The sequence below is a fragment of the Nonomuraea sp. IBHARD001 genome (assembly GCF_056106265.1).
Window position 1 is genome coordinate 4,708,330 of record NZ_JBWBBW010000002.1, and the last position, 22,388, is coordinate 4,730,717.

At 71.2% G+C, this 22,388-nt stretch carries 23 protein-coding genes; 8 read left to right on the forward strand and 15 right to left on the reverse strand.

What is annotated here, in order from left to right; all coding sequences use genetic code 11:
• Positions 1 to 432: 432 nt before the first annotated feature.
• Positions 433 to 873: a universal stress protein gene (locus ACTWNK_RS23650; RefSeq protein ID WP_474306653.1), complete on the forward strand. Its 441-nt coding sequence runs from the start codon at positions 433 to 435 to the stop codon at positions 871 to 873.
• The gene (locus tag ACTWNK_RS23655; protein ID WP_474306654.1) at positions 860 to 2,521 is read left to right on the forward strand and encodes a SulP family inorganic anion transporter; all 1,662 of its coding nucleotides are present in this window, start codon (positions 860 to 862) and stop codon (positions 2,519 to 2,521) included. The genes ACTWNK_RS23650 and ACTWNK_RS23655 overlap by 14 nt, the downstream gene beginning before the upstream one ends.
• Here ACTWNK_RS23655 and ACTWNK_RS23660 read toward each other — a convergent pair.
• From ACTWNK_RS23660 to ACTWNK_RS23695, 8 genes are all read right to left on the reverse strand, one after another.
• Positions 2,436 to 3,131 (reverse strand): sigma-70 family RNA polymerase sigma factor, encoded by a 696-nt coding sequence (locus ACTWNK_RS23660; protein WP_474306655.1) that lies wholly within the window; start codon positions 3,129 to 3,131, stop codon positions 2,436 to 2,438. The genes ACTWNK_RS23655 and ACTWNK_RS23660 overlap by 86 nt on opposite strands.
• A 135-nt stretch (positions 3,132 to 3,266) precedes the next feature.
• Positions 3,267 to 4,115, reverse strand: coding sequence for a universal stress protein (locus tag ACTWNK_RS23665; RefSeq protein WP_474306656.1), 849 nt, complete (start codon positions 4,113 to 4,115; stop codon positions 3,267 to 3,269).
• A gap of 125 nt (positions 4,116 to 4,240) precedes the next feature.
• The gene (locus ACTWNK_RS23670) at positions 4,241 to 5,017 is read right to left on the reverse strand and encodes a hypothetical protein (protein WP_474306657.1); all 777 of its coding nucleotides are present in this window, start codon (positions 5,015 to 5,017) and stop codon (positions 4,241 to 4,243) included.
• 41 nt (positions 5,018 to 5,058) lie between these two features.
• Positions 5,059 to 6,585 (reverse strand): ABC transporter permease, encoded by a 1,527-nt coding sequence (locus tag ACTWNK_RS23675; protein ID WP_474306658.1) that lies wholly within the window; start codon positions 6,583 to 6,585, stop codon positions 5,059 to 5,061.
• On the reverse strand, positions 6,582 to 7,475 hold the full coding sequence (locus ACTWNK_RS23680; protein WP_474310967.1) for an ABC transporter ATP-binding protein: 894 nt from the start codon (positions 7,473 to 7,475) through the stop codon (positions 6,582 to 6,584). Before ACTWNK_RS23680 ends, ACTWNK_RS23675 begins: the two co-directional genes overlap by 4 nt.
• Entirely contained in the window at positions 7,475 to 8,167 is a 693-nt protein-coding gene (locus ACTWNK_RS23685) for an amino acid kinase family protein (RefSeq protein WP_474306659.1), read from the reverse strand. Before ACTWNK_RS23685 ends, ACTWNK_RS23680 begins: the two co-directional genes overlap by 1 nt.
• A gap of 1 nt (position 8,168) precedes the next feature.
• Complete coding sequence (locus tag ACTWNK_RS23690; protein ID WP_474306660.1) at positions 8,169 to 8,738, reverse strand: APC family permease; 570 nt, start codon at positions 8,736 to 8,738, stop codon at positions 8,169 to 8,171.
• A 66-nt stretch (positions 8,739 to 8,804) separates the two neighbouring features.
• Positions 8,805 to 9,083, reverse strand: coding sequence for a hypothetical protein (locus ACTWNK_RS23695; protein ID WP_474306661.1), 279 nt, complete (start codon positions 9,081 to 9,083; stop codon positions 8,805 to 8,807).
• 101 nt (positions 9,084 to 9,184) lie between these two features.
• On the opposite strand from ACTWNK_RS23695, the gene ACTWNK_RS23700 reads away from it, so the two are divergent.
• Together ACTWNK_RS23700 and ACTWNK_RS23705 are read left to right on the forward strand one after the other, a co-directional pair.
• A complete protein-coding gene (locus ACTWNK_RS23700) occupies positions 9,185 to 9,826 on the forward strand; it encodes a response regulator transcription factor (RefSeq protein ID WP_474306662.1) in 642 nt (213 codons plus the stop codon).
• Positions 9,827 to 9,877: 51 nt separating this feature from the next.
• On the forward strand, positions 9,878 to 10,312 hold the full coding sequence (locus ACTWNK_RS23705; RefSeq protein WP_474306663.1) for a pyridoxamine 5'-phosphate oxidase family protein: 435 nt from the start codon (positions 9,878 to 9,880) through the stop codon (positions 10,310 to 10,312).
• Here the strand turns inward: ACTWNK_RS23705 and ACTWNK_RS23710 are convergent.
• The 7 genes from ACTWNK_RS23710 to ACTWNK_RS23740 all read right to left on the reverse strand — a co-directional run bounded on the left by ACTWNK_RS23710 (position 10,275) and on the right by ACTWNK_RS23740 (position 18,392).
• Positions 10,275 to 11,912, reverse strand: coding sequence for a sensor histidine kinase (locus tag ACTWNK_RS23710; protein ID WP_474306664.1), 1,638 nt, complete (start codon positions 11,910 to 11,912; stop codon positions 10,275 to 10,277). The two genes, ACTWNK_RS23705 and ACTWNK_RS23710, sit on opposite strands and share 38 nt — an antisense overlap.
• A 95-nt stretch (positions 11,913 to 12,007) precedes the next feature.
• Complete coding sequence (locus ACTWNK_RS23715) at positions 12,008 to 12,526, reverse strand: hypothetical protein (RefSeq protein ID WP_474306665.1); 519 nt, start codon at positions 12,524 to 12,526, stop codon at positions 12,008 to 12,010.
• 322 nt (positions 12,527 to 12,848) lie between these two features.
• Positions 12,849 to 13,472: a universal stress protein gene (locus tag ACTWNK_RS23720; protein WP_474306666.1), complete on the reverse strand. Its 624-nt coding sequence runs from the start codon at positions 13,470 to 13,472 to the stop codon at positions 12,849 to 12,851.
• Between the two features lies 1 nt (position 13,473).
• The gene (gene cydB, locus ACTWNK_RS23725) at positions 13,474 to 14,439 is read right to left on the reverse strand and encodes a cytochrome d ubiquinol oxidase subunit II (RefSeq protein WP_474306667.1); all 966 of its coding nucleotides are present in this window, start codon (positions 14,437 to 14,439) and stop codon (positions 13,474 to 13,476) included.
• Between the two features lie 15 nt (positions 14,440 to 14,454).
• Complete coding sequence (locus ACTWNK_RS23730; RefSeq protein WP_474306668.1) at positions 14,455 to 15,801, reverse strand: cytochrome ubiquinol oxidase subunit I; 1,347 nt, start codon at positions 15,799 to 15,801, stop codon at positions 14,455 to 14,457.
• A gap of 42 nt (positions 15,802 to 15,843) precedes the next feature.
• The gene (locus ACTWNK_RS23735; RefSeq protein WP_474306669.1) at positions 15,844 to 18,255 is read right to left on the reverse strand and encodes a cation-translocating P-type ATPase; all 2,412 of its coding nucleotides are present in this window, start codon (positions 18,253 to 18,255) and stop codon (positions 15,844 to 15,846) included.
• A complete protein-coding gene (locus ACTWNK_RS23740) occupies positions 18,252 to 18,392 on the reverse strand; it encodes a hypothetical protein (RefSeq protein WP_474306670.1) in 141 nt (46 codons plus the stop codon). The genes ACTWNK_RS23735 and ACTWNK_RS23740 overlap by 4 nt, the downstream gene beginning before the upstream one ends.
• Before the next feature lie 34 nt (positions 18,393 to 18,426).
• On the opposite strand from ACTWNK_RS23740, the gene ACTWNK_RS23745 reads away from it, so the two are divergent.
• Genes ACTWNK_RS23745 through ACTWNK_RS23760 form a run of 4 tightly spaced genes read left to right on the forward strand, consistent with a single transcriptional unit; the run spans position 18,427 to position 22,388 of the window.
• Positions 18,427 to 18,996 carry a hypothetical protein gene (locus ACTWNK_RS23745; protein ID WP_474306671.1) on the forward strand — a complete coding sequence of 190 codons (570 nt, stop codon included), beginning with the start codon at positions 18,427 to 18,429 and terminating at the stop codon, positions 18,994 to 18,996.
• Positions 18,989 to 21,520, forward strand: a complete 2,532-nt coding sequence (locus tag ACTWNK_RS23750; RefSeq protein ID WP_474306672.1) for a bifunctional acetate--CoA ligase family protein/GNAT family N-acetyltransferase — start codon at positions 18,989 to 18,991, stop codon at positions 21,518 to 21,520. The genes ACTWNK_RS23745 and ACTWNK_RS23750 overlap by 8 nt, the downstream gene beginning before the upstream one ends.
• 17 nt (positions 21,521 to 21,537) lie before the next feature.
• The gene (locus ACTWNK_RS23755; RefSeq protein WP_474306673.1) at positions 21,538 to 22,221 is read left to right on the forward strand and encodes a CBS domain-containing protein; all 684 of its coding nucleotides are present in this window, start codon (positions 21,538 to 21,540) and stop codon (positions 22,219 to 22,221) included.
• A gap of 2 nt (positions 22,222 to 22,223) precedes the next feature.
• Entirely contained in the window at positions 22,224 to 22,388 is a 165-nt protein-coding gene (locus tag ACTWNK_RS23760) for a hypothetical protein (RefSeq protein ID WP_474306674.1), read from the forward strand.

The following is a 22,388-nucleotide window of genomic DNA, read 5'->3' on the forward strand; positions in this document are numbered from 1 at the left end:
CGGCTTTCTGCGGAACCTGGCCGGGACGGTGCGCGTGCGCGCCACGGGCTCGGACCGGCCGCTGTTCGTCGGCATCGCCCCGGAGCACCAGCTCGACGGCTATCTGCGCGAGGTGGCTCACGAACAGCTCACCACCGGACGAGACGTCCCCGGTGGTCCGCCCGCGACCGCGCCGGGCGCGCAGCCGTTCTGGGTCGCGCAGTCGGACGGCACGCTCGTCTGGGAGATCCAGCCCGGTGACTGGGCCTTCGTGGTCATGAACGCCGACGGCAGCGCCGGTGTCGACGCCGAGCTGGACGTGGCCGCGGCGCTACCCTCGCTTCGGGCTCTGGTGACCGGGACGCTGAGCGCTGCAGCGGTCCTGCTGTTGATCGGCGCTGGGTTGATCGTCGTGGGCCTGCGGCCGGCCACCGCAGCACCGGAGCGTGTGCGATGAACCGGCCCGTCGTCGTCGGCGTGGACGGCTCCGCCTCCTCGACGCGCGCGGTCGCCTGGGCCGCGGAGGCCGCTCTCGTCGTGGTCGGCAGCCGCGGCCGGGGAGGCTTCGCCGGGCTGCTGCTCGGCTCGGTGGGCCGCCATCTGACGGCCAGGGCCGCGTGCCCCGTCGCGATCATTCGCGGTCTCCGGGACTCCCGCAACGGTCTCCGGGACTTCCGCAACGGAGAGGTGGCCGTGGGCGTGACCGGCTCGCCCGGACAGGAGGCGGTCCTCGACTTCGCCTTCCGCGAGGCGGAGTTGCGCGGAGCCATCGGGACTGGTCATCGTGGGCACCCGCAGCGGACTGCTGAGTCCGGGGCCGGTGGTCCACGCCCTCACGCACCAAGCGCGCTGCCCGGTCGTGGTGGTGCGACACTGAGACATGATCCGTCGTGATCTGCTGGCCGGGCTGACCGTCGCCGCCTACCTCGTCCCTCAGGTCATGGCCTACGCCACCGTGGCAGGTCTGCCGCCGGTCGCCGGGTTGTGGGCGGTCCTCGCCCCGCTCGCGCTCTACGCCTTCCTCGGCTCCTCCCGCCGGTTGTCGGTCGGGCCGGAGTCCACGACCGCCCTCATGACCGCCGTAGCCGTAGCGCCTCTGGCCGCAGGGGATTCGGGCCGCTATGCCGCGCTGGCCGCCGCGCTGGCGATCGTGGTGGGCCTGCTCTGCCTGGCCGCCCGCCTGCTGCGACTGGGCTTCGTCGCCGACCTGCTGTCACGGCCGATCCTGGTCGGCTACCTGACCGGCGTCGCGATCATCATGATCCTCGGCCAGCTGGGCAGGCTCACCGGCGTGCCGATGGAGGGCCGCGACCTGCTCTCCTTCCTGCGTGACCTGCCCGGCCTCCACCTGCCGACGCTGCTGCTCGCCCTGGCCGTCCTGATCTTCCTTTTCGTCACGCAGTGGCTGACACCGCGCCTGCCGGGACCCCTGCTCGCCGTCCTGGTCGCGACCGCCTGCGTCACCCTCTTCGACCTGGAGGCGCTCGGTATCAAGGTGGTCGGCCAGATCCCCGCCGGCCTCCCGACACCGGTCCTGCCGCATCCTGGCGACCTGCCCGCGCTGCTCCTGCCCGCCTTGGGCGTCCTGCTGGTCGGCTACAGCGACAACGTGCTCACCGCCCGCTCCTTCGCCGCCAAGCACGGCCAGGAGATCGACGCCAACCGCGAACTGCTGGCCCTCGGCGCGGCCAACCTGGGCGCCGGCGTGCTGCAGGGCTTCCCGATCAGCAGCAGCGGCAGCCGTACAGCCCTCGCCGACGCTGCCGGAGCCGGCAGCCAGCGCTACTCGCTCGTCGCGCTCGCCGGAGTGGTCGCGGTGCTGCTGTTCGCCGGGCCGCTGCTGGCCGACTTCCCCACCGCCGCGCTCGGCGCCATCGTCGTCTACGCCGCTATCCGGCTGATCGACCTGTCGGCCTTCCGCCGCCTGGCCGCCTTCCGCCGCAGCGAGCTCCTGCTCGCGCTGGCCGCCACCGCCGGGGTGCTGGTCTTCGACATCCTGTACGGCATCCTGCTCGCCGTCGGCCTGTCGGTCGCCGAGATGCTGCACCGCGTCGCCCGCCCGCACGACGCCGTCCAGGGCCTGGTCCCGGGGTTGGCCGGGATGCACGACGTCGACGACTACCCCTCGGCCAGCACCGTCCCCGGCCTGGTCGTCTACCGCTACGACTCACCGCTCTTCTTCGCCAACGCCCAGGACTTCCGCCGTCGCGCCCTGGCCACCGTCTCCCCGGAGACGAGCTGGTTCGTCCTGAACGTGGAGTCCAACGTCGAGGTCGACATCACCGCGCTCGACGCCCTCGAAGCGCTGCGCGCCGAGCTCACCGGCCGGGCGATCGTCTTCTCGCTGGCCCGCGTCAAGCAGGACCTGCGGACCTCGCTCGACGCCTACGGACTGACCGCCTCGATCGGCGAGGAGCGGCTATTCCCGACCCTGCCGACCGCGGTCGACGCCTACCTCAACCGGCCAGCTGAAGCACCTCGGGCAGGCTCCTCAGCCGCGCCAGCGACTCCTTCTCCAGCTGACGGACCCACGTCGGAGTGAGCCCCAGCTTCGCGGCCACCTGCCGCGGCGTGTGCTGCGCCTGCCCGTCGAGGCCGAACCACATCCGCATGATGAGCGCCTGGCGGGGCGCCAGCGTGTCGACCGCCGGCCGCAACGTCTCCCTCAGCAGGTGCGCCTCCGCGATCTGCTCGGGAGTGCGGGCGTCCGGGTCGGTCAACATGTCGCTCAACGTGGTGTCCAGGGTTACGCACGTCCACGGCGGCCGCACCGCGTGCGCGGGCGTGCGAATCGTGGCGGCCCGCTCCAGGCCCTGAAGGATCGCCTTGCGGATCCACCACGTCGCGCACGTGGAGAACCGGGTCCCCCGGGTGTGGTCGAACCGCTCGACCGCGTGGATGAGCCCCACGTTGCCGTCCTGCACCACGTCGGCCAGGGGCAGGCCCCGATCGGCGTAACGCTTGGCGATCGACCTCACCAGGCGGAGGTTGGCGCAGATCATGCGCTCGCGCGCCGCCCGTCCATCCGCGGCGATCGCCTCCAGCTCCGCGTCGGGCCCGTTCGCTTCGATCAGATGGTCGGCGTACGCGCCCGCCTCGATTCTTCTGGCCAGGGCGATCTCTTCCCGCGCGGTCAGCAGTGGTGTGTCCATGCGATCACCGTCGCACCTCCCACCACCACCTCGGCAGGGACCATCGGCACGTCCGGCCGGGACCTTCGGACTCAGGTACCGGGCAGCTGACATGGCGAAGCCGCCCGGTTGGCCACCGGACGGCTCAGCCGTACGTCATGCGCGGGTGCGGACCACCGCCATCGGGCACGGCGCGTGGTGCAACAGAGCCTGGCTCACCGAACCGAACACCAGACCGGCGAACTCTCCATGCCCATGCGAGCCGACCACCAGCAGGTCCGCACGCTCGGCAGCCTGGCGCAGCACCTCGACGGCGTGCCCCCTGACCACCTCCGGCACCACCTCGACGTCCGGATAGCGCTCCCGCCACCCCGCCAGGGCCTCGGCCAGCATCCGGACCTCGTTCTTCTCGTCGTCGAAGTCGTCGGGCACCGTTAGGAACCCGCCGCCCACGTCGAGCCAGGTCCATGCGTGTACCGCACGCAGCCGCAGTCCGCGCAGTTGGGCTTCGGCGAAGGCGAATGCCAGCACTTCGGCGCCGACGGCGGAACCGTCCACTCCGACCACCAGCTCGCCTCGTGGCTGCGCGGGCAGCCGCCGGACGATGACCACGTCACAGGCCGCGTGCCCGGCCACGCCGTACGCCACCGACCCGATCAGCAACCCGCGCACGCCGCCCAGCCCGTGGTTGCCGACGACCAGCAGCTCGGCGTCCTTCGCCGCGTCGATCAGGGCGACGCGGGCGTCTCCCGGCAGCAGGGCCGAGTCCGCCTTGACCTCCGGCTCCTCGTGGCGCGCCCGGCCGAGCCCGGCTTCCACCACTGACGCGGCGCCGTCGCGCATCCACTTGGCGACTTCCTGGTAGTGCCCGGTGCGGTTCTCGATGGCCCAGCCCGGCATCGCGTGGACGATCCGCAGCGACAGGCCGCGCAGCCGCGCCTCCCTGGCGGCCCAGGCCACCGCTTCGAGCCCGGCATGCGAGCCGTCCACTCCGACCACGATCATGACGCCCTCCTCGTGTGGTGAGTTCCCTCCATGACACCGGTCCCGCTGCGGCCCGCCCATGGCCGTTGGTCCCGCGCGTCAAGGACTTCGGTCCCGGCCACGGCGACTGGGCGGGCCGCGTGCCGTCAGGAGGCGGCGCCGCCCGTCGCCGCGAAGCGTTCCACGTCCGCGACGTGACCCCCGGTGGAGGCGACCACTGTCACCGTCCGGCCGGGCGTGGCCGTGAACGAGACCTTGGCCGTCCACGGCTGGTTCTCTCCGCCGGCGGGGATGGCGCGCACCTCGCCCAGGACCTTGCGCTGGAGCACCTTGACGTGGATGCTCTCGTCCACCCCGGTGATCCTGCCGCCCACGGTCATGGGCGAGCGCATGGCCGAGCCGTACCGGGGTGTGGTGAGGCTGAGGGTGGTGTCGTCGGTGCCGACCACCTCCCAGGGCGCGTCGAGGCCCGTGCCGTACCGGACGAGATGGATCACCGCGGCGACCAGCGGCTCGGGGCTTTCCTGGCTGAGGAACCCGACCGTCACCCTCGCGTGGATGCCTTCGGTCGTGGTCGAGACGACCTGGTCGATCTCACGGAAGCCCAGGTAGCCCTGGGTGAAGCCGAGTGCGGTACGGCGGGCGTCCAGGTGCCAGGGCTGGTGTCCGCCGGAGCGGTAGGCCTCCAGCCAGGCTCGCACCTCGGCCGGGCTCGTGAAGGGCCACAGCGGCTGATAGTAGCCCGCGACCAGCCGGGACTCTGGCGGACGGGTCGGCGTCGTGGGCGGGGACGTGGTCACGGTGGCGGTCGCTGTGACGGTTGCCGGGACGGTCACCGTGGCTGTGGCGGTCGCCTGCGGAGCTGACACGCCGCCACAGCCCGCGGCCAGCAGCACAAGCGCCAGGATTCCCCGAACCTTCATCGTGTCCTCCTCTTTGGCGATATGTCCGTCAGGGGCGCCGTTCATGCATGTCGCCGCACCCGCAGGATGACGGCTCCGGCCGCTGCCCAGGCGGCGATGACCGCGAGATCCAGCCACGGCCAGGGCCGGCCGTCCAGGGCGGCCAGCAGCGCGTGCGCGAGGTGCTTGAGCGGGAAGAAGTCCCCGACGACCTGCAGGACGCCCGGCAGCGGGCCCCCGATGACGAACACGTCGGAGACGAAGGCCAGCGGCAGGAAGGTGCCCAGGGCGAGGACGCCGGCCGTCTGCGGCTTGGCGGCGAGGGAGGCGACGACGGCACCCAGGACAGCGAAGCAGGCGACGCCCAGGGTCATCGCGGCCAGCACGCCGGGCAGGGCGGCGACGGTGAGCGGGACACCGTAGCCGAGCCAGGCGACCAGGGCGAGAGTGAGGGCGGTGGCCAGGCTGACCAGCAGCGCGCTCGCCACCCAGCCGCCGTAGTAGACCGAGCGCGGCAGCGGGGTGCCGGCCAGCCGCTTCAGCACTCCCCTGTCCCGGTCACCGGACAGGGCCTCGGCGAGATTGAGGTAGCAGGCCGCGCCCACGGAATAGGTGATCATCGCGGCGAGCATGAACAGCGGCAGTTCGACGCCGTTGACCAGCGCCCCGCGGAAGATGAGCGAGACCAGCGCGAGCAGCAGAACCGGCAGCGCGACAGTGAAGAAGGCCGTCGCCGGATCCCGGCGCAGTCTGGCCAGTGCGTGCCCGATCTGCCCGAGCACGACCGAGCGGCTCACCCGGCGTGGCCGAGACGACCTGACCACGCCGGCTCTGGCGGTCGGCCGTTCCCAGCTGAAGCGCCCCAGCGCCACCGCCGCGCCGCCGACACCCCACGCCGCCAGCACGAGCAGGTGATCACCGGAGAACCCGGCCCCGGTCAGGAAGGGGTTGAAGCAGTCACGCACGGCGTGGGCCAGGTGGCGCAGCGGGAAGATCCACCCCACGGTGTCCAGCCAGCCGGGCAGCTTGGCGCCGACCAGGATGACGTCGGAGATGAACGCCAGCGCCAGCAGCAACCCGGTCCCCAGCAGCTGCACGGCCGCCGCGCTGCGCACCAGGGCGACCACGGCGAAGCCGAGCGTGGTGAAGGCCAGCGCGCCCAGCAGCAGGGTGAGCAGCAGCGCGGGCATGGTCCGCCAGACGATCTGCAGGTCGTAGAAGACCAGCCCGGCGCCGATCAGGAGCGCGACGGTGATCGCCGAAACGACCAGCACGGAGCCCGCCAGCCCGGCCAGCACCGCCCACGCGGGAACGGGCGTGCCGCGCAGCCGCTTCAGCCAACCCCGGTCACGCAGGTCGGCCAGATGGATCGCCAGCGCACCGAAGCAGCCCTGGGCGACGCCGAAGACCACCATCACCGGCACGACGAACTGCATCACCCGCACGCCCGAGGCGGGGTCGACCGTCGCGTTGCCGATGGCCGCGCCGACGATCACCATCATCATCAGCGGCATCGCCACCGTGAAGATCGCGGCGATCGGGGAGCGGAAGAACGAGACGACCTCGTGCCTGACCAGTCTCGTGATCATGACCGCACCAGCTCCAGATAGACCTCCTCCAGCGTTGGCCGCGAGAGCGTCAGACCGGGTAACTCGGCGCCCCGGTCCAGCGCCCAGCCGGTGATCGTGTGCATGTCGCGGGCGGGCTGCCCGGTGTGCACGGCGACGGTGGCGCCCTGGACCTCGATCCGGCCCGCCAGCGCCGGCAGGTCCGCGGCAGCCGTACCGTCGGGCAGCCGGAAGGAGAGCACGCTGAGCTGCTCGGTCCCGGCCAGCGAGCCGGGCGGGCCGATCGCCACCAGGCGGCCCTCGCGCAGGACCGCTACCCGGTCGGCGAGGTGCTGCGCCTCGTCCATGTAGTGGGTGGTGAGCAGGACCGTGGTGCCCGACTCCCTCAGCGCGTCGATCAGCTCCCATGCCTTGTGCCGGGCGGAGGGGTCGAAGCCGGTCGTCGGCTCGTCCAGGAAGAGCACCTCGGGCCGACCGACCAGGCCGAGTGCCAGATCCAGGCGGCGGCGCTGACCGCCGGACAGGGTCCGCACCTTGGCGTCACGCTTGTCCTTCAGACTGACCTGCTCGATCACCTCGTCGGGCGAGCGTGAGTTCCGGTAGAACCCGGCGTAGAGCCGGACGAGTTCGAAGACGGAGAACTCCTCCTCGAAGCCCGCCTCCTGCAGCACGATCCCGATGTGCTCGCGGTAGGCCCGCCCGCCGGTCGCCGGGTCGTAGCCCAGCACCGAGACCGTGCCCCCGTCCCGGTCACGATGGCCCTCCAGGATCTCCACGAGCGTGGTCTTGCCCGCGCCGTTGGGGCCGAGCAGGGCGAACACCTCGCCCGGCTCGATGGTGAAGCTCACCCCGTCCACCGCGCGCACCGGGCCGTAGTGCTTGCGCACTCCTTCGACGATCACCGCGGCCATCATGGCTTCCTTTCGATACGTGTCCCGGCCTCGCCCTTCAGGACGAGCGCCATCTCCTCCAGCGCGCCGATCACCGCTGGGCGTTCTGTGACGCTCACGAACCGGCGAACGGCCTCGATCTTCGGCCGCATGAATTCGGCGGGCTCCAGGTCGCCGGGCGCGGCTGACAGGTTGGGCCGCTCGCAGGGCGTGCCGTATTCGCGCAGGACCTGCGGCACGTCGGTCCGGATGACCAGGAGGTCGGCACCGATCTGCTCGGCCAGCAGTCCGGCGACGAGGTGCGGGGCGGGCGACGCGACGACCTGGCGCCAGCCGTACCTGTCCTGGACGAAGGCTCCGTCGCCACCCGGAGCCGGGTGGTGGGGGCCGACGGGTCTGGTCGGCTCAGCGAACGCCGGACCGGCGGCGTTGACGACCACCTGTGTGACGAGCGCGGCCACCGGACGGTCCGGCAGGTTCCTGCCGATCCCCTGGGCCAGCCAGTAGCCGATCATGCCCTGCGTCTCCGCCACGAGGGTGTCGAGTCCCGGGGCGCTCTCCTCGGCGAGCTGCCCGGCCTGGGGGCCGTTGCCGTGCACGACCAGCGCCAGGGCGCGCGTGACCAGTTCGACGTTGCGCAGTTGCGTGGCGGCCTCGACCCGATCTCCGCGGCGCAGGAGGGCATTGCCGCCGACCGCGACGACGACTCTCATGTCAGACACTCCAGTACGGCTTGCGCGACAGGCAACCGGTTGGCCCTCGTAGCCGGAGCCCGCGATGGTCCACAGCATCAGGGCGGTGACCATCACACTGGAGACGATCAGCCCGACGGCGGGGGGTGTCCCAGCGGGTGAGCTTGGCGAAGACCGCCGGGAAGAGCCCGTCGCGGGCGGCGGCCAGGGGCACCTGGCCCTGCAGCAGGATCCAGCCGTTGAGCGCGCCGAAAGCGCTCATGATCGCGCCGACGGCGACCGCGGTGCCGGCCCAGCTGCCGAACATCGCGGCTGCCGCGTCGGCGAAGGCGGCGACGGTACCCAGGATGCAGACGGCGGCGGCGGTGACGACCGTGCCGATGATCATGGCGCGCGGGATGGTCCGCCCGGGGTCACGGACGTCCTCGGCGGGGACGGTGGCCGACTCGATGCCGATGGACGCCCACAGGGTCAGGGCCGCCGCGCCGCCGGGCGGCAGGAAGACGCCGGAGCCGATCATGTCACCGACGACCAGCGCGGTCGCCCCCCAGTGCCCCGGCTTGCGTCTGGGCGGTAACGGGGTGACGGACATGGCTGTCCCTCCTTCGGGTCACTCTCAGCAGACCAAGCAGGGGGTTCGCACCACTGCGGGCGAAGGTCACCGGTCGGTGGGACCATCGGCCTGTCTGCGCGAGAAATAGGCGTCTTCCTCCCGGGCGAAGTGCAGGGTCGGAACGGCGTGCAGGCCATACAGGCAGGCGCGCAGGTCGTCGAGCTGTTCGGGCGCGGGTCCGGCGGGTTCGGCGAGCGCCAGGTGGTGGCCGAGCCGGCGGGTCAGGCGGTGGATCCCGGCGTCGGCTCTGCTCATGGTCATGCCCAGCAGGAGCGAGCCTTCGGCGGCGAGGGCCAGGAAGAGGAGCACGACGGCGGTGATCATGTCAGCGCTGGGGAGGGGCGTAAGACCCTGACCTCCGCTCGTGGTGCGGAGGTGACTTTGGTCCCTACTCGCGGGCCCGGATGAGGACTAGCGTCACAGGCATGATTCGCGTGTTCCTGCTCGACGATCACGAGGTGGTACGGCGCGGCGTGGCCGCCCTGCTGGAGTCCGAGGACGACATCGAGGTGATCGGTGAGGCCGGGACCGCCTCCTCCGCCATCGCCCGCATCCCGGCGCTCAAGCCGGACGTGGCGGTGCTGGACGTGCGCCTGCCCGACGGCAGCGGCGTGGACGTCTGCCGCGAGGTACGCTCCCGCCTGCCCGAGCTGCACTGCCTGATGCTGACCTCCTACGCCGATGACGACGCCTTGTTCGACGCGGTGATGGCCGGAGCGTCTGGATATGTGCTCAAGCAGATCCACGGCAGCGACCTGATCGGCGCCGTGCGCACGGTCGCGAAAGGCCAGTCGCTGCTGGACCCGCAGACCACAGCGACCATGCTGCAGCGGTTGCGCGAGCAGGCCAGCCGCAAGGATCCGCTGCAGGCACTGTCGGAGCAGGAGCGGCACATCCTGGAGTTGATCGGCGAGGGGCTGACCAACCGGCAGATCGGCGAGCGGCTGCACCTGGCCGAGAAGACCGTCAAGAACTACGTGTCGAACCTGCTGAGCAAGCTCAACATGCAGCGCCGCACCCAGGCCGCCGCAATGGCCGCCCGGCTCAAGGCGGATCGTCAGAAATAGAGGGACTTTCGCCTCTGATTCCGGGCAGGGGCGCCCGACATGCTGGATGGCATGCAATACGACGGTTCCGGGCTTCAAGTGCTCTCCCGGCAGGAATGCCTGCAGCTGCTGTCGACTGTCCAGCTGGGCCGGATCGTCTTCACCGATCGCGCGCTGCCCGCCGTACAGCCCGTGAACTTCCTGCTCGACGGCGATGACATCGTCATCAGAACCGGTCGAGGGTCGAAGCTCGCGGTGGCGGCCAGGCAGGCCGTGGTGGCTTTCGAGGCCGACGAGTTCGACATGCGCCGGCGCGCCGGCTGGTCGGTCTCCGTGGTGGGGCACGCCGCGGTCGTGCTCGACCCGGAGGAACTGGCCAGGCTCAAAGGCTTGCCCCTGGATTCCTGGGCGCCCGGCGGCCGGGACCACTACATCGTCGTCCGGGTCGAGCAGGTGAGCGGCCGTCGCATCACAGCGGAACACACCACCGGATCCGTGTCCCGTTAGCCGACTCCACCTCCAGGGCACCGCCGAGCTGGGCCGCCCGATCCTCCAGGTTGCGCAGGCCGCTCCGGCGATCCGAGCCGATCCCGACACCGTTGTCAGCCACGACGAGGCTGAGTCGCTGCCCGGCGACCTCGACGGTGACGTCCGCACGGGTGGCCTTGGCGTGGCGTACCACGTTCGACAGTGCTTCGCGCAGCACGGCCAGCAGGTGTTCGGCGTGCGCCTCAGGGACCTGGTGGTCGAGCTGGCCCTCCATGCTGAGGCCCGGCATGAAGCCCAGGTGGCCGCGCGCGCCTTCGACCAGGTCGACGATCTGGGCGCGCAGGCTGGGCGACCCGGACCCCCGTACGCCCTGCAGAGCGAAGATCGTCGAGCGGATCTGGCGGATGGTGCCGTCGAGCTCGTCGATGGCGTGCTGGAGCCGGGTGGACGCTTCCGGCCGCTCGACCAGCCGCACCGCGCCCATCAGCGTCATCGCGACCGCGAACAGCCGCTGGATGACCACGTCGTGCAGGTCCTTGGCGATGCGGTCGCGATCTTCCAGCAGCCCGAGCCGTTCGGCGTCCTTGCGCGCCTCGGCCAGCTCCAGCGCGATGGCCGCCTGGCCGGCGAAAGCCTCCAGCATCTTCTGCTCGCCGCCGCTGAACGGGATGCGTCCAGGCCGCTTGGCGAGCATCAGCGCGCCGCGGACGGCGGGCTGCGCGCCGAGCGGAACCACCAGCCCGGGACCGAATCCGAGTTCCTTCAGCGGAGAGTTGAGATAGGCGGAGTTCTGCAGGTTGCCATCGCTCATGGACTCGCCTCGGGTGAAGGCCGCCCCGGCCAGGCTGCCCTCCATGGGGACGATCAGGTCGTCGGGGGCCTGGCCGTCGGCGATCTCGACCCGCAGCCCACCGTCGGCCGGCAGCAGCACGGCCGACAGGTCGGCGTCCGTCATCTGGCGGGCGCTGACCGCCATCATCCGCAGCACCTCCTGCGACTCCGCGCCGGACAGGAGGCTGGTGGTGATCTCGGAGGAGGCACGCAGCCACGTCTCCCGGCTGCGGGTCTCCTCGTACAGGCGGGCGTTCTCCACCGCGACACCGGCGGCGGTGGCCAGCGCGATGACGATCGCCTCGTCCTCTTCGTCGAACTCTGCGCCGCCGCGTTTCTCGGTCAGGTAGAGGTTGCCGAACACGTCGTCACGGACCCGGATCGGCACACCGAGGAAACTGCCCATCGGCGGGTGGCCGGGCGGGAAGCCGTAGGACTCGGGATGGTCGGAGATCCGGGCCATGCGCAGCGGCCGGGCGTCCTTGATGAGCAGGCCGAGCAGGCCGAGCCCGTGCGGCCAGTGCTCGATGGCGGCGATCTCCTCCTCGGTCAGGCCGACCGGGATGAACTGCAGCAGCGTGTGCTCCTGGCCCACCACGCCGAGCGCGCCGTAGCTGGCATCGACGAGGTTGGTGGCGGTCTCCACGATCCGGCGCAGCACGGTCTCCAGGTCGAGGTCGCCGCCAACGGACACCACCGCGTCCAGGAGAGCATGCACCCGATCACGGGTGGCCAGGACGGCGTTCAGACGTACCTGGAGCTCGGATAGCAACTCGTCCAGTCTCATGTGCGGGATCAAGGGATTCGACACATCAGCGAGTTTCGCACCGTAACGACGAAACGCCCATCCCTTGCGGGGATGGGCGTTGGTCGCCCGCTCATCTACTTCAGGTACGGCTGGCGCACGTACTTGCCGAGCCCGAAGGTGTTGCCGGCGCCCGCCAGAGCCAGGCCGATCAGCACGATGGTGTAGATGACGTGATCGTCCATGAACGGGTTGTTGGCCAGGGGCAGCTCGGCCGCCCACATCAGCATGAGCAGCAGGCCACCGGTCGCGGCGGCGACGCGGGTGCCGACGCCCAGGGTCAGTGCCAGGCCGATGCCGAGCAGGCCGGCCATGAACAGCCAGTCCACCCAGGCCTGTCCGGCCAGGCCCGAGAAGAAGCCGCCCAGGGCGTTCTCGCCGGTGCCCTTGAGGAAGCCGGTGGTGGGGCTGCCGCCGTTGATCCAGGCGCGCTCGGCGGGGGTGGCGAAGCCCCAGCCGAAGGTCTTGTCGAGGAACGCCCAGAGGAACACCCAGCCGATCGAGATGCGAGTGATCGCCCAGACGCGGTCGACGGGCTTGGTGGGGGTCGTGGTCCGCGGCGTGGTGTCCATCACGTGGCGGGGGATGGTGGTCATGATGTCCTCCTCTTCCTATGGCTCAAGCACACCGTTTGCGGCGGCGGGCGGTTAGAGACCTTGGTCCCGGACTTCCAGGACCTCCGACAGGGGCCGCCGCACGCTCGCACCGTCGTCGAACGCGGGTGCTCGACCGGCGTGAGCAGGACGCGCTCGGCCATGGCCTGCTTGGTCGGCTCGTCGACGAGCTTGCCGGGAATGGGCAGCTCGGTGAATCCCGCCGCTGATCAGCAGCTGCCCGCCGACCGCGTCGCTCACCTTCAGCGTGCGGTCGCTGTCGGCCCGGACGCTTTCAGGGCCGAAGTCCCGCGAGAGCCGGACCTCAGTCCACAGGAACGACCGCGACCGGGCAACGGGACTCCTGGAGCAGATCGCGCGCCTGGCCCTCGATCCGGCCTGGCCGGGCACGGCCGACCACGACCACGGTCGCGTCGGTGGACATGTCGCTGTCCACAGTCAGGCGCCGGATCGCCGCCTCGTCGCGGGCGAAGGCGAGCACGGCTTCGGAGGTGTCCGCCGTCACTACGGGACCGAGATGCTCGGGCATGGGCAGCGGGCCGGGGCCGCGCACGACCACGACCGGGCAGGAGGCGTTGGCCGCCACGTACTCGGCTACGGAGCCGAGCACCCCGCGCGAACCCACGATGACGAGGCGGGCAGTCGCGGACAGCTCGACGAGTCGCTCACCTGCATCTCCCTCGTAGAGGTCGGTCTGGACGCGGGCGAGCGAGCTGGTGTGGCGCACGCAGTCGGCGCCGTGCCACAGCACGTGCTCGGCCGCCTTGCGCAGGTGCAGCACGGTTGCCCGGTCCGCCTCGCCGTACGGCCAGCGCCAGGCGTGGCAGACGGTCAGCTCGGCTCCGCGCAGCTCGGTCTCGTCCATCGCCCATTCCAGGGCCTGCATCGAGAAGTCCGAGCCGTCGTATCCCACGACGACGGTGTCCATGTCAGTTCGCTCCTGTCAGTCGACGGCGGAAGATCCAGTAGGTCCAGGCCTGGTAGGCCAGGACGACGGGGGTGAAGACGGCCGCCACCCAGGTCATGACGGTCAGGGTGTACGGCGTGGACGCCGCGTTGGTCACGGTGAGGCTGTTGGCCGGGTCGAGCGCGGGCAGCACGTCGGGCCACAGACTCCAGAACAGGGTGGCCACGATCGCCAGGATCGCCGCCGTGGTGGCCGCGAACGACCAGCCGTCCCTGCCCCGCAGCACCGCGACGAAGGCACCCGCCAGCGCGGCGACGGCGAGTGAGGCGGTGATCCAGGTGGCCGTGCTGTCGGCGGTGACGGCCAGGAAGAGCGCGCCGACGACCGCGGTGACCGGCAGCAGGGCGCGGGCTGCCCGGACCGCCCGCTCGCGCAGTTCGCCCGTGGTGCGCAGGGCGAGGAAGACCGCGCCGTGCAGGGTGAACAGCCCGAGCGTGGCCAGCCCGCCGAGCAGCGCGTAGGGGTTGAGCAGGGTCAGCAGGGTGCCGGTGTACTCGTGGTCGGCGTCCAGCGGCACGCCGCGCACGATGTTGGCGAACGCCACGCCCCACAGCAGCGCCGGACCGGCCGAGCCCCAGAACAGCGCGCGGTCCCAGCCCTTGGCGGAGTCGGTCTTGCGCCGGTATTCCAGGGCGACCCCACGCACGATCAACGCCAGCAGGATCAGGAAGAGTGGCAGGTAGAAGCCGCTGAACAGGGTGGCGTACCACTCGGGGAAGGCGGCGAAGGTCGCGCCGCCGGCGACCAGCAGCCACACCTCGTTGCCGTCCCAGACCGGCCCGATGGTGCGGGCGATGACGTCACGGTCAACGGGGGTACGGCCGAGCACGGGCAGCAGGATGCCGACGCCGAAGTCGAAGCCCTCCAGCACGAAGTACCCGGCCCAGAGCACGGCGATGAGCAGGAACCAGACGGTGGTGAGTTCCATGGCGTTTCCCTCGTGTCAGTAGCGAAGCGCGGGAGCCGGCTGCCGCTCGGGCTCCTCGTGCGGGCCGAGGCGGATGAACTTCAGCAGCAGCCGTACCTCGATGACGGCGAGGACGGCGTAGACCAGGGTGAACCCGACGAGGGTGATGGCCACTTCGGTGACGTCGACACCGGGTGAGACGGCGGAGGCGGTGCGCATGACGCCGTAGACGGTCCAGGGCTGGCGGCCCATCTCGGTGAAGATCCAGCCGACCGAGTTGGCCAGGAACGGCAGGGCCAGGCCGAGCATCGCCGCCCGGTAGAACCACGGGTGGTGCCTGCCGCGCCTGGTCAGCCAGAGGCCGAGCAGGGCCAGCCCGGCCGACAGGGCGCCGAAGCCGATCATCAGGCGGAAGGTCCAGTAGGTCAGGCCGATCACCGGCTGGTAGTCGCCGGGGCCGTAGAGCCGCTCGGAGCGGGCCTGGATGTCGTCGATGCCCTGGACCTCGCCGTCGAGGGTGTTGGTGGCCAGCAGGCTCAGGCCGTACGGGATCTGGAGGTTGACCTTGTCCTCATAGGCGAACAGGGAGAATCCGGCGCCGCGCTCGTCCTCATACAGTGCTTCCGCGGCGGCCATCTTCATCGGCTGCTGTTCGGTCATGATCTGGGCCTGCCAGTGGCCGGAGAAGGCGACGCCGGCGGCGGCGATCGCGGTCACGACCATGGCGACCTTGGCCGAGGTCCTGAAGAGCGAGACATCCCGCTTGCGCAGCAGGAACCAGGCGCTCACGCCGAGCACGAAGCCGCCCGCGGTGACGAAGGCGCCGAAGATGACGTGGGGATAGGTGACCAGCGCGGTGGAGTTGGTCAGCACGGCCCAGATGTCGGTCAGCTCGGCCCGGCCGTTGTTGATCCGGTAGCCCACCGGGTGCTGCATCCACGAATTTGCCGCAAGGATGAAATAGGCGGAAATGTTGGTGCCGATCGCCACCAGCCAGATCGTCGCCAGATGCACCCGCTTCGACAGCCGGTCCCACCCGAAAATCCACAATCCCAGGAAGGTCGACTCCAGGAAAAAGGCGATCAGGCCCTCCATGGCCAGCGGCGCGCCGAACACGTCACCCACGAAGCGGGAGTAGTCGCTCCAGTTCATCCCGAACTGGAACTCCTGCACGATCCCGGTGACCACCCCCATGGCGAAGTTGATCAGCAGCAGCCTGCCCCAGAACTTCGTCAGCTTGAGGTAGGACTCCTTGCCGGTGCGAAACCACGCCGTCTGCAGTCCGGCCACGATCACCGACAGCCCGATCGTCAGCGGGACGAACAGGAAGTGGTAGACGGTCGTGATCCCGAACTGCCAGCGCGCCAGATCCAAGACATCCATGCGCCACAGCCTGCGGCGATGGCCTGACGGGCCGTAGAGGCACTAGACCTTCCGGATCGGGACCTTGGTCCTCCACATCTTGTGCAGCGTGTCCGCGACCAGCACCGCGGGAATGGCCAGGGCGGCCAGCGCCCACCCGGCGGTCGTGGGGAACGTGCCGCCGAGTGGCAGGACCAGAAAGAGCAGCAACGCCGCCGCCTCGAACACCAGCGCGCCCAGCAGCAGCCGGTTGCCCCGCCAGCGCAGGCGGCCCACCCAGCGCGACTCGCTGCGGCAGGCGAAGGCGTTGGCGAACTGCCCGAGCACCACGGCGGCGAAAGCCGTACCCGAAGCGGTCGCCAGCAGCGCCGCGTCCGGGGTGGCGCCGAAGGCCCAGCCGCCGAGCCACAGCACGGCGGTGAAGGCGGCCATCTCGGCCAGTGCCTGGGCCGGGCCGAGCACGCCGAAGACCCGGGTGAGCAGCCGCCGGTCGATCAGGTTGCCGCTCCTGGCGGGGCCGTCCATGGTGCGCGGGTTGGCCGGTTCGGCGCCCAAGGCGAGGGCGGGCAGCAGGTCGGTGCCGATGTCGAGCGCCAGCACCTGCAGCACGGTGACGGCCAAGGGGATCTGCCCGCCGGACAGCGCCCACACCACGAACGGGGTGAGCTCGGCGACGTTGTCGGTCAGGTGGTAGGTGAGGAAGCGGCGGATGTTGGCGTAGGTCGCCCGGCCCAGCTCGACCGCCGTGACGATGGTGGCGAAGTGGTCGTCGAGCAGCACCAGGTCGGCGGCCTCGCGGGCGACGTCGGTGCCGGAGGCGCCCATGGCGATGCCGATGTCGGCCTCACCCAGCGCTGGTCCGTCGTTGACGCCGTCGCCGGTCATCGCCACGACGTGACCGCGCATGCGCAGGGCGCGGGCGATGCGGAGCTTGTCCTCCGGGGTGACCCGGGCGATCACGATGCCGTCCTGGTCGACCAGTTCGCCGAGGGCGGCGTCGTCGTCGGGCAGGTCGGTGACGACCGGGCCGTCCAGGCCGACCGCGCTGGCGATGGCGCGGGCCGTACCGGGACGGTCTCCGGTGACCATGGCCAGCTTGATGCCCGCGATGCGGCACTTCCAGATCGCCTCCGCGACGTCCTCGCGCGGCGGATCCTCCAGCCCGACCAGCCCCAGGAAGGTCAGCTCGCCCTCATCAGGCCCGGCCGCCACCGCAAGCACCCGCAGTCCGGCGGCGCCCATCTCGGCCAGGACCTGCTCGGCTTGCGGCGGTACGGCGGAGCAGAGCGGCAGGACCCTGTCCGGAGCGCCTTTGACATGCAGGACCCCGTCGACCAGCACCGCGGTCCGGCGGCGCACCGGGTCGAACGGCCACCGCTCGGCAACCTGGCCTTCCACGTCGACTCCTTGACGCAGCGCCTCGGCGTGGAAGGCGACCTCCATCGGATCGCCCACCGGCTTGCCGTCGACCAGCCGTCCTGTCGAACTGAGTACCGCCGAGCGCAGGGCCGCGGGCGCATCACCCCAGATCCGGGCGACGGACATCCGGTTGACGGTGAGGGTGCCGGTCTTGTCGGTGCAGATGAAGGTGGCCGAGCCAAGCGTCTCCACTGCCTCCAGATGCCGGACCAGCGCGTTGCGGGCGGCCATCTTCTGGGCAGCGCGAGCCAGCGACAGGGTGACCGTCGGCAGCAGCCCCTCGGGCACGAGCGCGACCGTGACCCCCAGCGCGAACAGGAACCCGTCGCCCGCCGGCATGCCCATCAGCAGCGCCAAGCCGTAGAATCCCGCTCCCACGGCCAGCGCGATCAGGGCGACGAACCGCACCACCTTGCCGAGCTGCAAGGCGAGTGGGCTGGGCGGGCGGGAGGCCTGCCGGGTCAGCGCGGCGATGCCCGCCAGCCGGGTGCGGGCTCCGGTGGCGGCCACGACCGCCTCGGCCTCGCCCTCCACCACGAAGGTTCCCGCGCAGACCCGGCCACCCGATGACGGGTGGGCGGGCACGCTCTCGCCGGTGAGCATGGACTCGTTGACCGCCAAAGCGCGCACCTCGGCCAGGTCCAGGTCAGCCGACACCCGGTCACCGGCGTCCAGCAGAACCACATCCCCCACGACCAGGCCGGCGGCGTCGATGACCGCCCGCCGACCGTCGCGCCGCACGGTCACCCTGGCCGGGATCAGCGCCGACAGCCGCTGGGCGGCCCGGTCGGCCCGGTACTCCTGGGCGAAGGCGAAACCGCCGTTGAGCAGCACCACGATCACGATGGCCACGGCCAGCTGCGGCATCCCGGCCAGGTAGGCGAGCACGGCGGCGACCCACAGCAGCAGGGCGAAGAAGTGCACCAGCTGCCGCAGCAGCAGCACCGCCGGGGAAGAGCGTCGGGGCGCCGGCAGCGTGTTGGGGCCGTCGGCGGCCAGCCGCCTGGCGGCTTCGGCACCGCTGAGTCCGGGCGCGGCAGTGGAGAGGCTCGTCATGCTGCCACGCTCCCCAGCCGCTCTCCCGGCACGTAGGGGCTTTCGTCCCTGCCCGGCGGGTCCTCCGGCACTGCCCGCCGCTCCCCCTCCTCGGCGAACGTCGAGGGCGGGAGGTGCGCCATGAACCCGTCGATCACCCGTCTGCTTCTCGCCGCCGACCAGGCTCCGTCCGTGCACAACACTCGTCCCTGGCAGGTCGTCACCATGCCGAAGGGCGAGTTCGTGGAGCTGCTGGCCGACTGGGACCGCTGGTTGCGCATCAGCGACCCACGAGGCCGCTCACTCCATGTGAGCTGCGGTGCGGCGCTGTTCAACCTCCGCTTCGCCGCACTCGCCGAGGATGTGCTGGCCCGTGACACCGCCTACCCGGCCGAGCCGGCCACCGCCGACATGCCCGCCTACGTGCACGGACCGCAGGCAAGCGGCGCCCGCGACCCCATCCGCGACTTCGGCCACCGCGTCGGCACCGCCCGCTTCGAGCGCGAACCCCAGCTCGCCGTGATCACCACCCCCGGCGACGAGCCGCTGGACTGGCTGCGCGCCGGGCAGGCGCTGCAGCGAATGTTGCTGACCGCCACCTTGCACGGAGTCTCGGCCTCCTTCCCCAACCAGCCCCTCGACCTGCGTGACATGCGCCGCCACGAAGACCCCGCCCACCGCGGCGGCCATCCCCAGATGATCATGCGGCTGGGCTACGGCCCCGCTGGACCCCGAGCACCCCGGAGGGCCCTCGATGTATGACGTGCTGCTGAAGGACGGCGGCATCGCCCAGGTGCGCCCGCTGCGCCCCGAAGACCGCCAAGCCCTGCACGACCTGGTCGAACGCACCTCGGAACGCTCCGCCTACCTGCGCTTCTTCACCGGCGGGCGAGCCACCGCGCACACCTACATGGAGCGCATCACCGGCGGCGCCTACCGGGGCCACGCCCTGGTCGCCCTGCTGAAAGGGCGGCTGGTGGCGATCGCCGAATACATCTCCACGGCGGGCGGGCAGGCCGACCTGGCCATCCTCGTCGACGACGCGGCCCAGGGCCATGGGCTGGGCACGCTGCTGCTGGAGCATGCCGCCCTGGACGCCGCAGAACACGGCGTGCGCGAGCTGGTCGCCGACGTGCTGTCGGAGAACAGAGCCATGATCCAGGTGCTGCGTGACCTCGGCGCCGACGTCACGCAGCACCACGACAGCGGAGTGGTCAGCGTCCGCATCTCGGTCAGGCCGACCGACGGGCTGCGTGACCGGATCGAGCAGCGCGACCACCAGGCCGAGCGCGCCTCGTTGGCCCGGGTGCTGGCTCCCCGGTCTGTCGCGGTGATCGGCGCGGGCCGTGCCCCGTCCAGCGTGGGCAACCGGGTGGTGCGCAACCTGATCGAGAGCGGCTTCGATGGCCCGGTCTACGCGATCAGGTCCGCCTACCCCGACCTGCGGTCCGTGCCCGGACCGGTGGACCTGGCGGTCGTCGCCGTCCCGGCCCGGCACGTGCTGGAAGTCGCACACGACTGCGCCGAAGCGCAGGTGGCCGGGCTGGTCGTGCTGTCGTCCGGCTTCGCCGAAGCAGGCCACGACGGCGAGGCCGAACTGCTGCAGATCTGCCGGACCGCCGGCATGCGACTGATCGGCCCCAACTGCCTCGGCCTGCTGAACACCACGACAAACCTCAACGCCACCTTTCTCCCGACATTTCCGAACAAGGGACGGGTGGCGCTCATGTCGCAGTCCGGCGCGGTCGGCGCCGCCATCCTGGACCGGCTGCCCGTCTCCAGCTTCGTCTCGGTCGGCAACAAGGCCGACGTCAGCGGCAACGACCTCCTGGAGCACTGGGAGGACGACCCCGACACCGACGTCGTCGCCCTCTACCTGGAGTCCTTCGGCAACCCGCGCAAGTTCCTGCGCATCGCCGGGCGAGTCTCGGCCAAGAAGCCGATCCTGCTGCTCAAGAGCGGCCGATCCGACTCCGGCGACCGCGCCGTCCGCTCCCACACAGCCGCCGCGGCCACCCCCGACCTGGCCGTCGACGCCCTGGTCCGCGCCTGCGGCGTGATCCGCCTCGACACCGTCGCCGAACTCCTCGACACCGCCCGCCTCCTCACCTCCCAACCCCTGCCGAAAGGCCGCCGCGTCGCCGTCATCGGCAACTCCGGCGGCCCCGAAGCCATGGCCGCCGACGCCTGCGAGCAGCACGGCCTGATCGTCCCCGAACTCTCCGGGACCTTCCAGGCGGCAGCCGGCGCGGCTCTGGGCAACCCGATGGACCTGACCGCAGAAGCCCCGGCCGAGCAGATCGGCCGCGCCATCGAGACGTTCGCCCCCGAAGTGGACGCCGTCCTGGTCGTCTACACCCCGCCCTTCGGCTCGGGCCTGGAGCGCACCCGGAAGGTGATCGCCGAGGCGGCCCGCAAGGTCGACGTCCCCGTGCTCGCCTGCCTGGTGGGGCACGAAGGCCTGATCGAGGGCCAGGTGCCCAGCTATCCCTTCCCCGAGCAGGCGGTCGCCGCCCTCGCCCGCGTCGCCGCCTACGCGCAATCCCGCCGCCGTCCCCATCCCGCCGGCCTGTCCGAGCCCGACCAGAGCGCCCGCGCCCTGGTCCACGCCGCGGGCGAGGGCTGGGCCGACCCGGCCCTGTCCGCCCGCCTGCTGCGCTGCTACGGCGTCATGGTCGCCGAGACCATCACTGCCGACGGGCCGGAGACCGCCGCCGAGGCCGCGGGCCTGATCGGGCTGCCCGCCGTCCTGAAAGCCACCGGTCCGGTGCACAAGAGCGACGTCGGCGGGGTACGGCTCGGCCTGCAAACCCAGGAGCAGGTACGGCAGGCCTACCGCGACATGGCCGCGTCCATCCCCGAGATGACCGGCGCGATCGCGCAGCACCAGCTTCCGAAGGGTGTCGAGATCATCGTCGGCGGCGTCTCCTACCCCGCCTTCGGCCCCCTGGTGATGGTCGGCATGGGCGGCGTCACCGCCGAACTCCTCGGCGACCGCGTCTTCCGCGTCCCGCCCCTGACCAGGGCCGAAGCCATCGAGATGATCGGCGAGCTGCGGTGCGCTCCTCTGCTGTACGGCTACCGCGGCAGCCAACCGGCGAACGTCGAGGCGCTGGCCGACCAGATCGTCGCCGTCAGCCACCTGCTCGACGACCTCCCCGAGGTCGCCGAACTCGACCTCAACCCGATCATCGTCACCCCGCACGGCGCGGCGGCCGTCGACGTCCGGATCCGGCTGGCGCCCCGCGAGGCCCGCCCCTCCCCCCTACGCCGCCACCTCAGATGAACACCGAAGGAGGAATCATGCGTACCAAAGTGAAGGACGTCATGACCCGCGAGGTCGTCTCCGTCCACGGCAGCACACTGTTCAAGGACGTCGCCGAGGCGATCATCGCCCACGGCGTCAGCTCGGTCCCGGTCCTCGACGCCGAAAGCCGCGTCACCGGCGTCGTCTCCGAGGCGGACCTGCTGTTCAAGGAGGAGTTCCGCGAGCTGTACTACCGCGAGGGCTACCAGCCCCCGCTGCGCGTACGGCGCCGCCACCGCGACGCCCCGCGCAAGGCGCTCGGCGACCACGCCTCCCAGATCATGACCGCCCCCCCGATCACCATCGAGCCCGACGCCTCGACCGTGGCCGCCGCCCGCAAGATGGATGAGCAAGGTGTCAAGCGGCTCGTGGTCACCGACGCCGACGGCTGCCTACTGGGCGTCGTCAGCCGCCGCGACCTGCTCAAGGTCTTCGTCCGCCCGGACGCGGAGCTGGCCAGGGAGGTCCGCGAGGACGTGCTGGAGCGCTCGCTCTGGGTCGACACCGACCGCGTCCAGGTCAAGGCGAGCCACGGCGTGATCACCCTCAGCGGCCGGATGGACCGCCGCAGCGAGACCGAGATCGCCGCCCGCATGAGCGCCCGCGTCAACGGCGTCGTCGAGGTCGTCAACGAGCTGACCTGGAACGAGGACGACACTCCGCAGTGGGACGGGCGGTAGCCATGCTGGTCCGCGAGGTCATGACCAGCCCGGTCGTCACAGTCGGTCCCGACACCCGGTCCGGCAGGCCATCCGGCTGCTGTACGGGCGTGGTCGGCCTGCGCGACGAGCTCACCTGGAACGAGGACGACATCGCCGCGCAGTTCCCCGTATACGGAGGTGCATGA

Excerpts from the sequence above, each read along its gene's own strand:
- ACTWNK_RS23650 (WP_474306653.1), top strand. The coding sequence starts at position 433 with ATGAACCGGCCCGTCGTCGTCGGCGTGGACGGCTCCGCCTCCTCGACG.
- ACTWNK_RS23655 (WP_474306654.1), top strand. The coding sequence starts at position 860 with ATGATCCGTCGTGATCTGCTGGCCGGGCTGACCGTCGCCGCCTACCTC.
- ACTWNK_RS23660 (WP_474306655.1), bottom strand. The coding sequence starts at position 3,131 with ATGGACACACCACTGCTGACCGCGCGGGAAGAGATCGCCCTGGCCAGA.
- ACTWNK_RS23665 (WP_474306656.1), bottom strand. The coding sequence starts at position 4,115 with ATGATCGTGGTCGGAGTGGACGGCTCGCATGCCGGGCTCGAAGCGGTG.
- ACTWNK_RS23670 (WP_474306657.1), bottom strand. The coding sequence starts at position 5,017 with ATGAAGGTTCGGGGAATCCTGGCGCTTGTGCTGCTGGCCGCGGGCTGT.
- ACTWNK_RS23675 (WP_474306658.1), bottom strand. The coding sequence starts at position 6,585 with ATGATCACGAGACTGGTCAGGCACGAGGTCGTCTCGTTCTTCCGCTCC.
- ACTWNK_RS23680 (WP_474310967.1), bottom strand. The coding sequence starts at position 7,475 with ATGGCCGCGGTGATCGTCGAAGGAGTGCGCAAGCACTACGGCCCGGTG.
- ACTWNK_RS23685 (WP_474306659.1), bottom strand. The coding sequence starts at position 8,167 with ATGAGAGTCGTCGTCGCGGTCGGCGGCAATGCCCTCCTGCGCCGCGGA.
- ACTWNK_RS23690 (WP_474306660.1), bottom strand. The coding sequence starts at position 8,738 with ATGTCCGTCACCCCGTTACCGCCCAGACGCAAGCCGGGGCACTGGGGG.
- ACTWNK_RS23695 (WP_474306661.1), bottom strand. The coding sequence starts at position 9,083 with ATGATCACCGCCGTCGTGCTCCTCTTCCTGGCCCTCGCCGCCGAAGGC.
- ACTWNK_RS23700 (WP_474306662.1), top strand. The coding sequence starts at position 9,185 with ATGATTCGCGTGTTCCTGCTCGACGATCACGAGGTGGTACGGCGCGGC.
- ACTWNK_RS23705 (WP_474306663.1), top strand. The coding sequence starts at position 9,878 with ATGCAATACGACGGTTCCGGGCTTCAAGTGCTCTCCCGGCAGGAATGC.
- ACTWNK_RS23710 (WP_474306664.1), bottom strand. The coding sequence starts at position 11,912 with ATGAGACTGGACGAGTTGCTATCCGAGCTCCAGGTACGTCTGAACGCC.
- ACTWNK_RS23715 (WP_474306665.1), bottom strand. The coding sequence starts at position 12,526 with ATGACCACCATCCCCCGCCACGTGATGGACACCACGCCGCGGACCACG.
- ACTWNK_RS23720 (WP_474306666.1), bottom strand. The coding sequence starts at position 13,472 with ATGGACACCGTCGTCGTGGGATACGACGGCTCGGACTTCTCGATGCAG.
- cydB (WP_474306667.1), bottom strand. The coding sequence starts at position 14,439 with ATGGAACTCACCACCGTCTGGTTCCTGCTCATCGCCGTGCTCTGGGCC.
- ACTWNK_RS23730 (WP_474306668.1), bottom strand. The coding sequence starts at position 15,801 with ATGGATGTCTTGGATCTGGCGCGCTGGCAGTTCGGGATCACGACCGTC.
- ACTWNK_RS23735 (WP_474306669.1), bottom strand. The coding sequence starts at position 18,255 with ATGACGAGCCTCTCCACTGCCGCGCCCGGACTCAGCGGTGCCGAAGCC.
- ACTWNK_RS23750 (WP_474306672.1), top strand. The coding sequence starts at position 18,989 with ATGTATGACGTGCTGCTGAAGGACGGCGGCATCGCCCAGGTGCGCCCG.
- ACTWNK_RS23755 (WP_474306673.1), top strand. The coding sequence starts at position 21,538 with ATGCGTACCAAAGTGAAGGACGTCATGACCCGCGAGGTCGTCTCCGTC.
- ACTWNK_RS23760 (WP_474306674.1), top strand. The coding sequence starts at position 22,224 with ATGCTGGTCCGCGAGGTCATGACCAGCCCGGTCGTCACAGTCGGTCCC.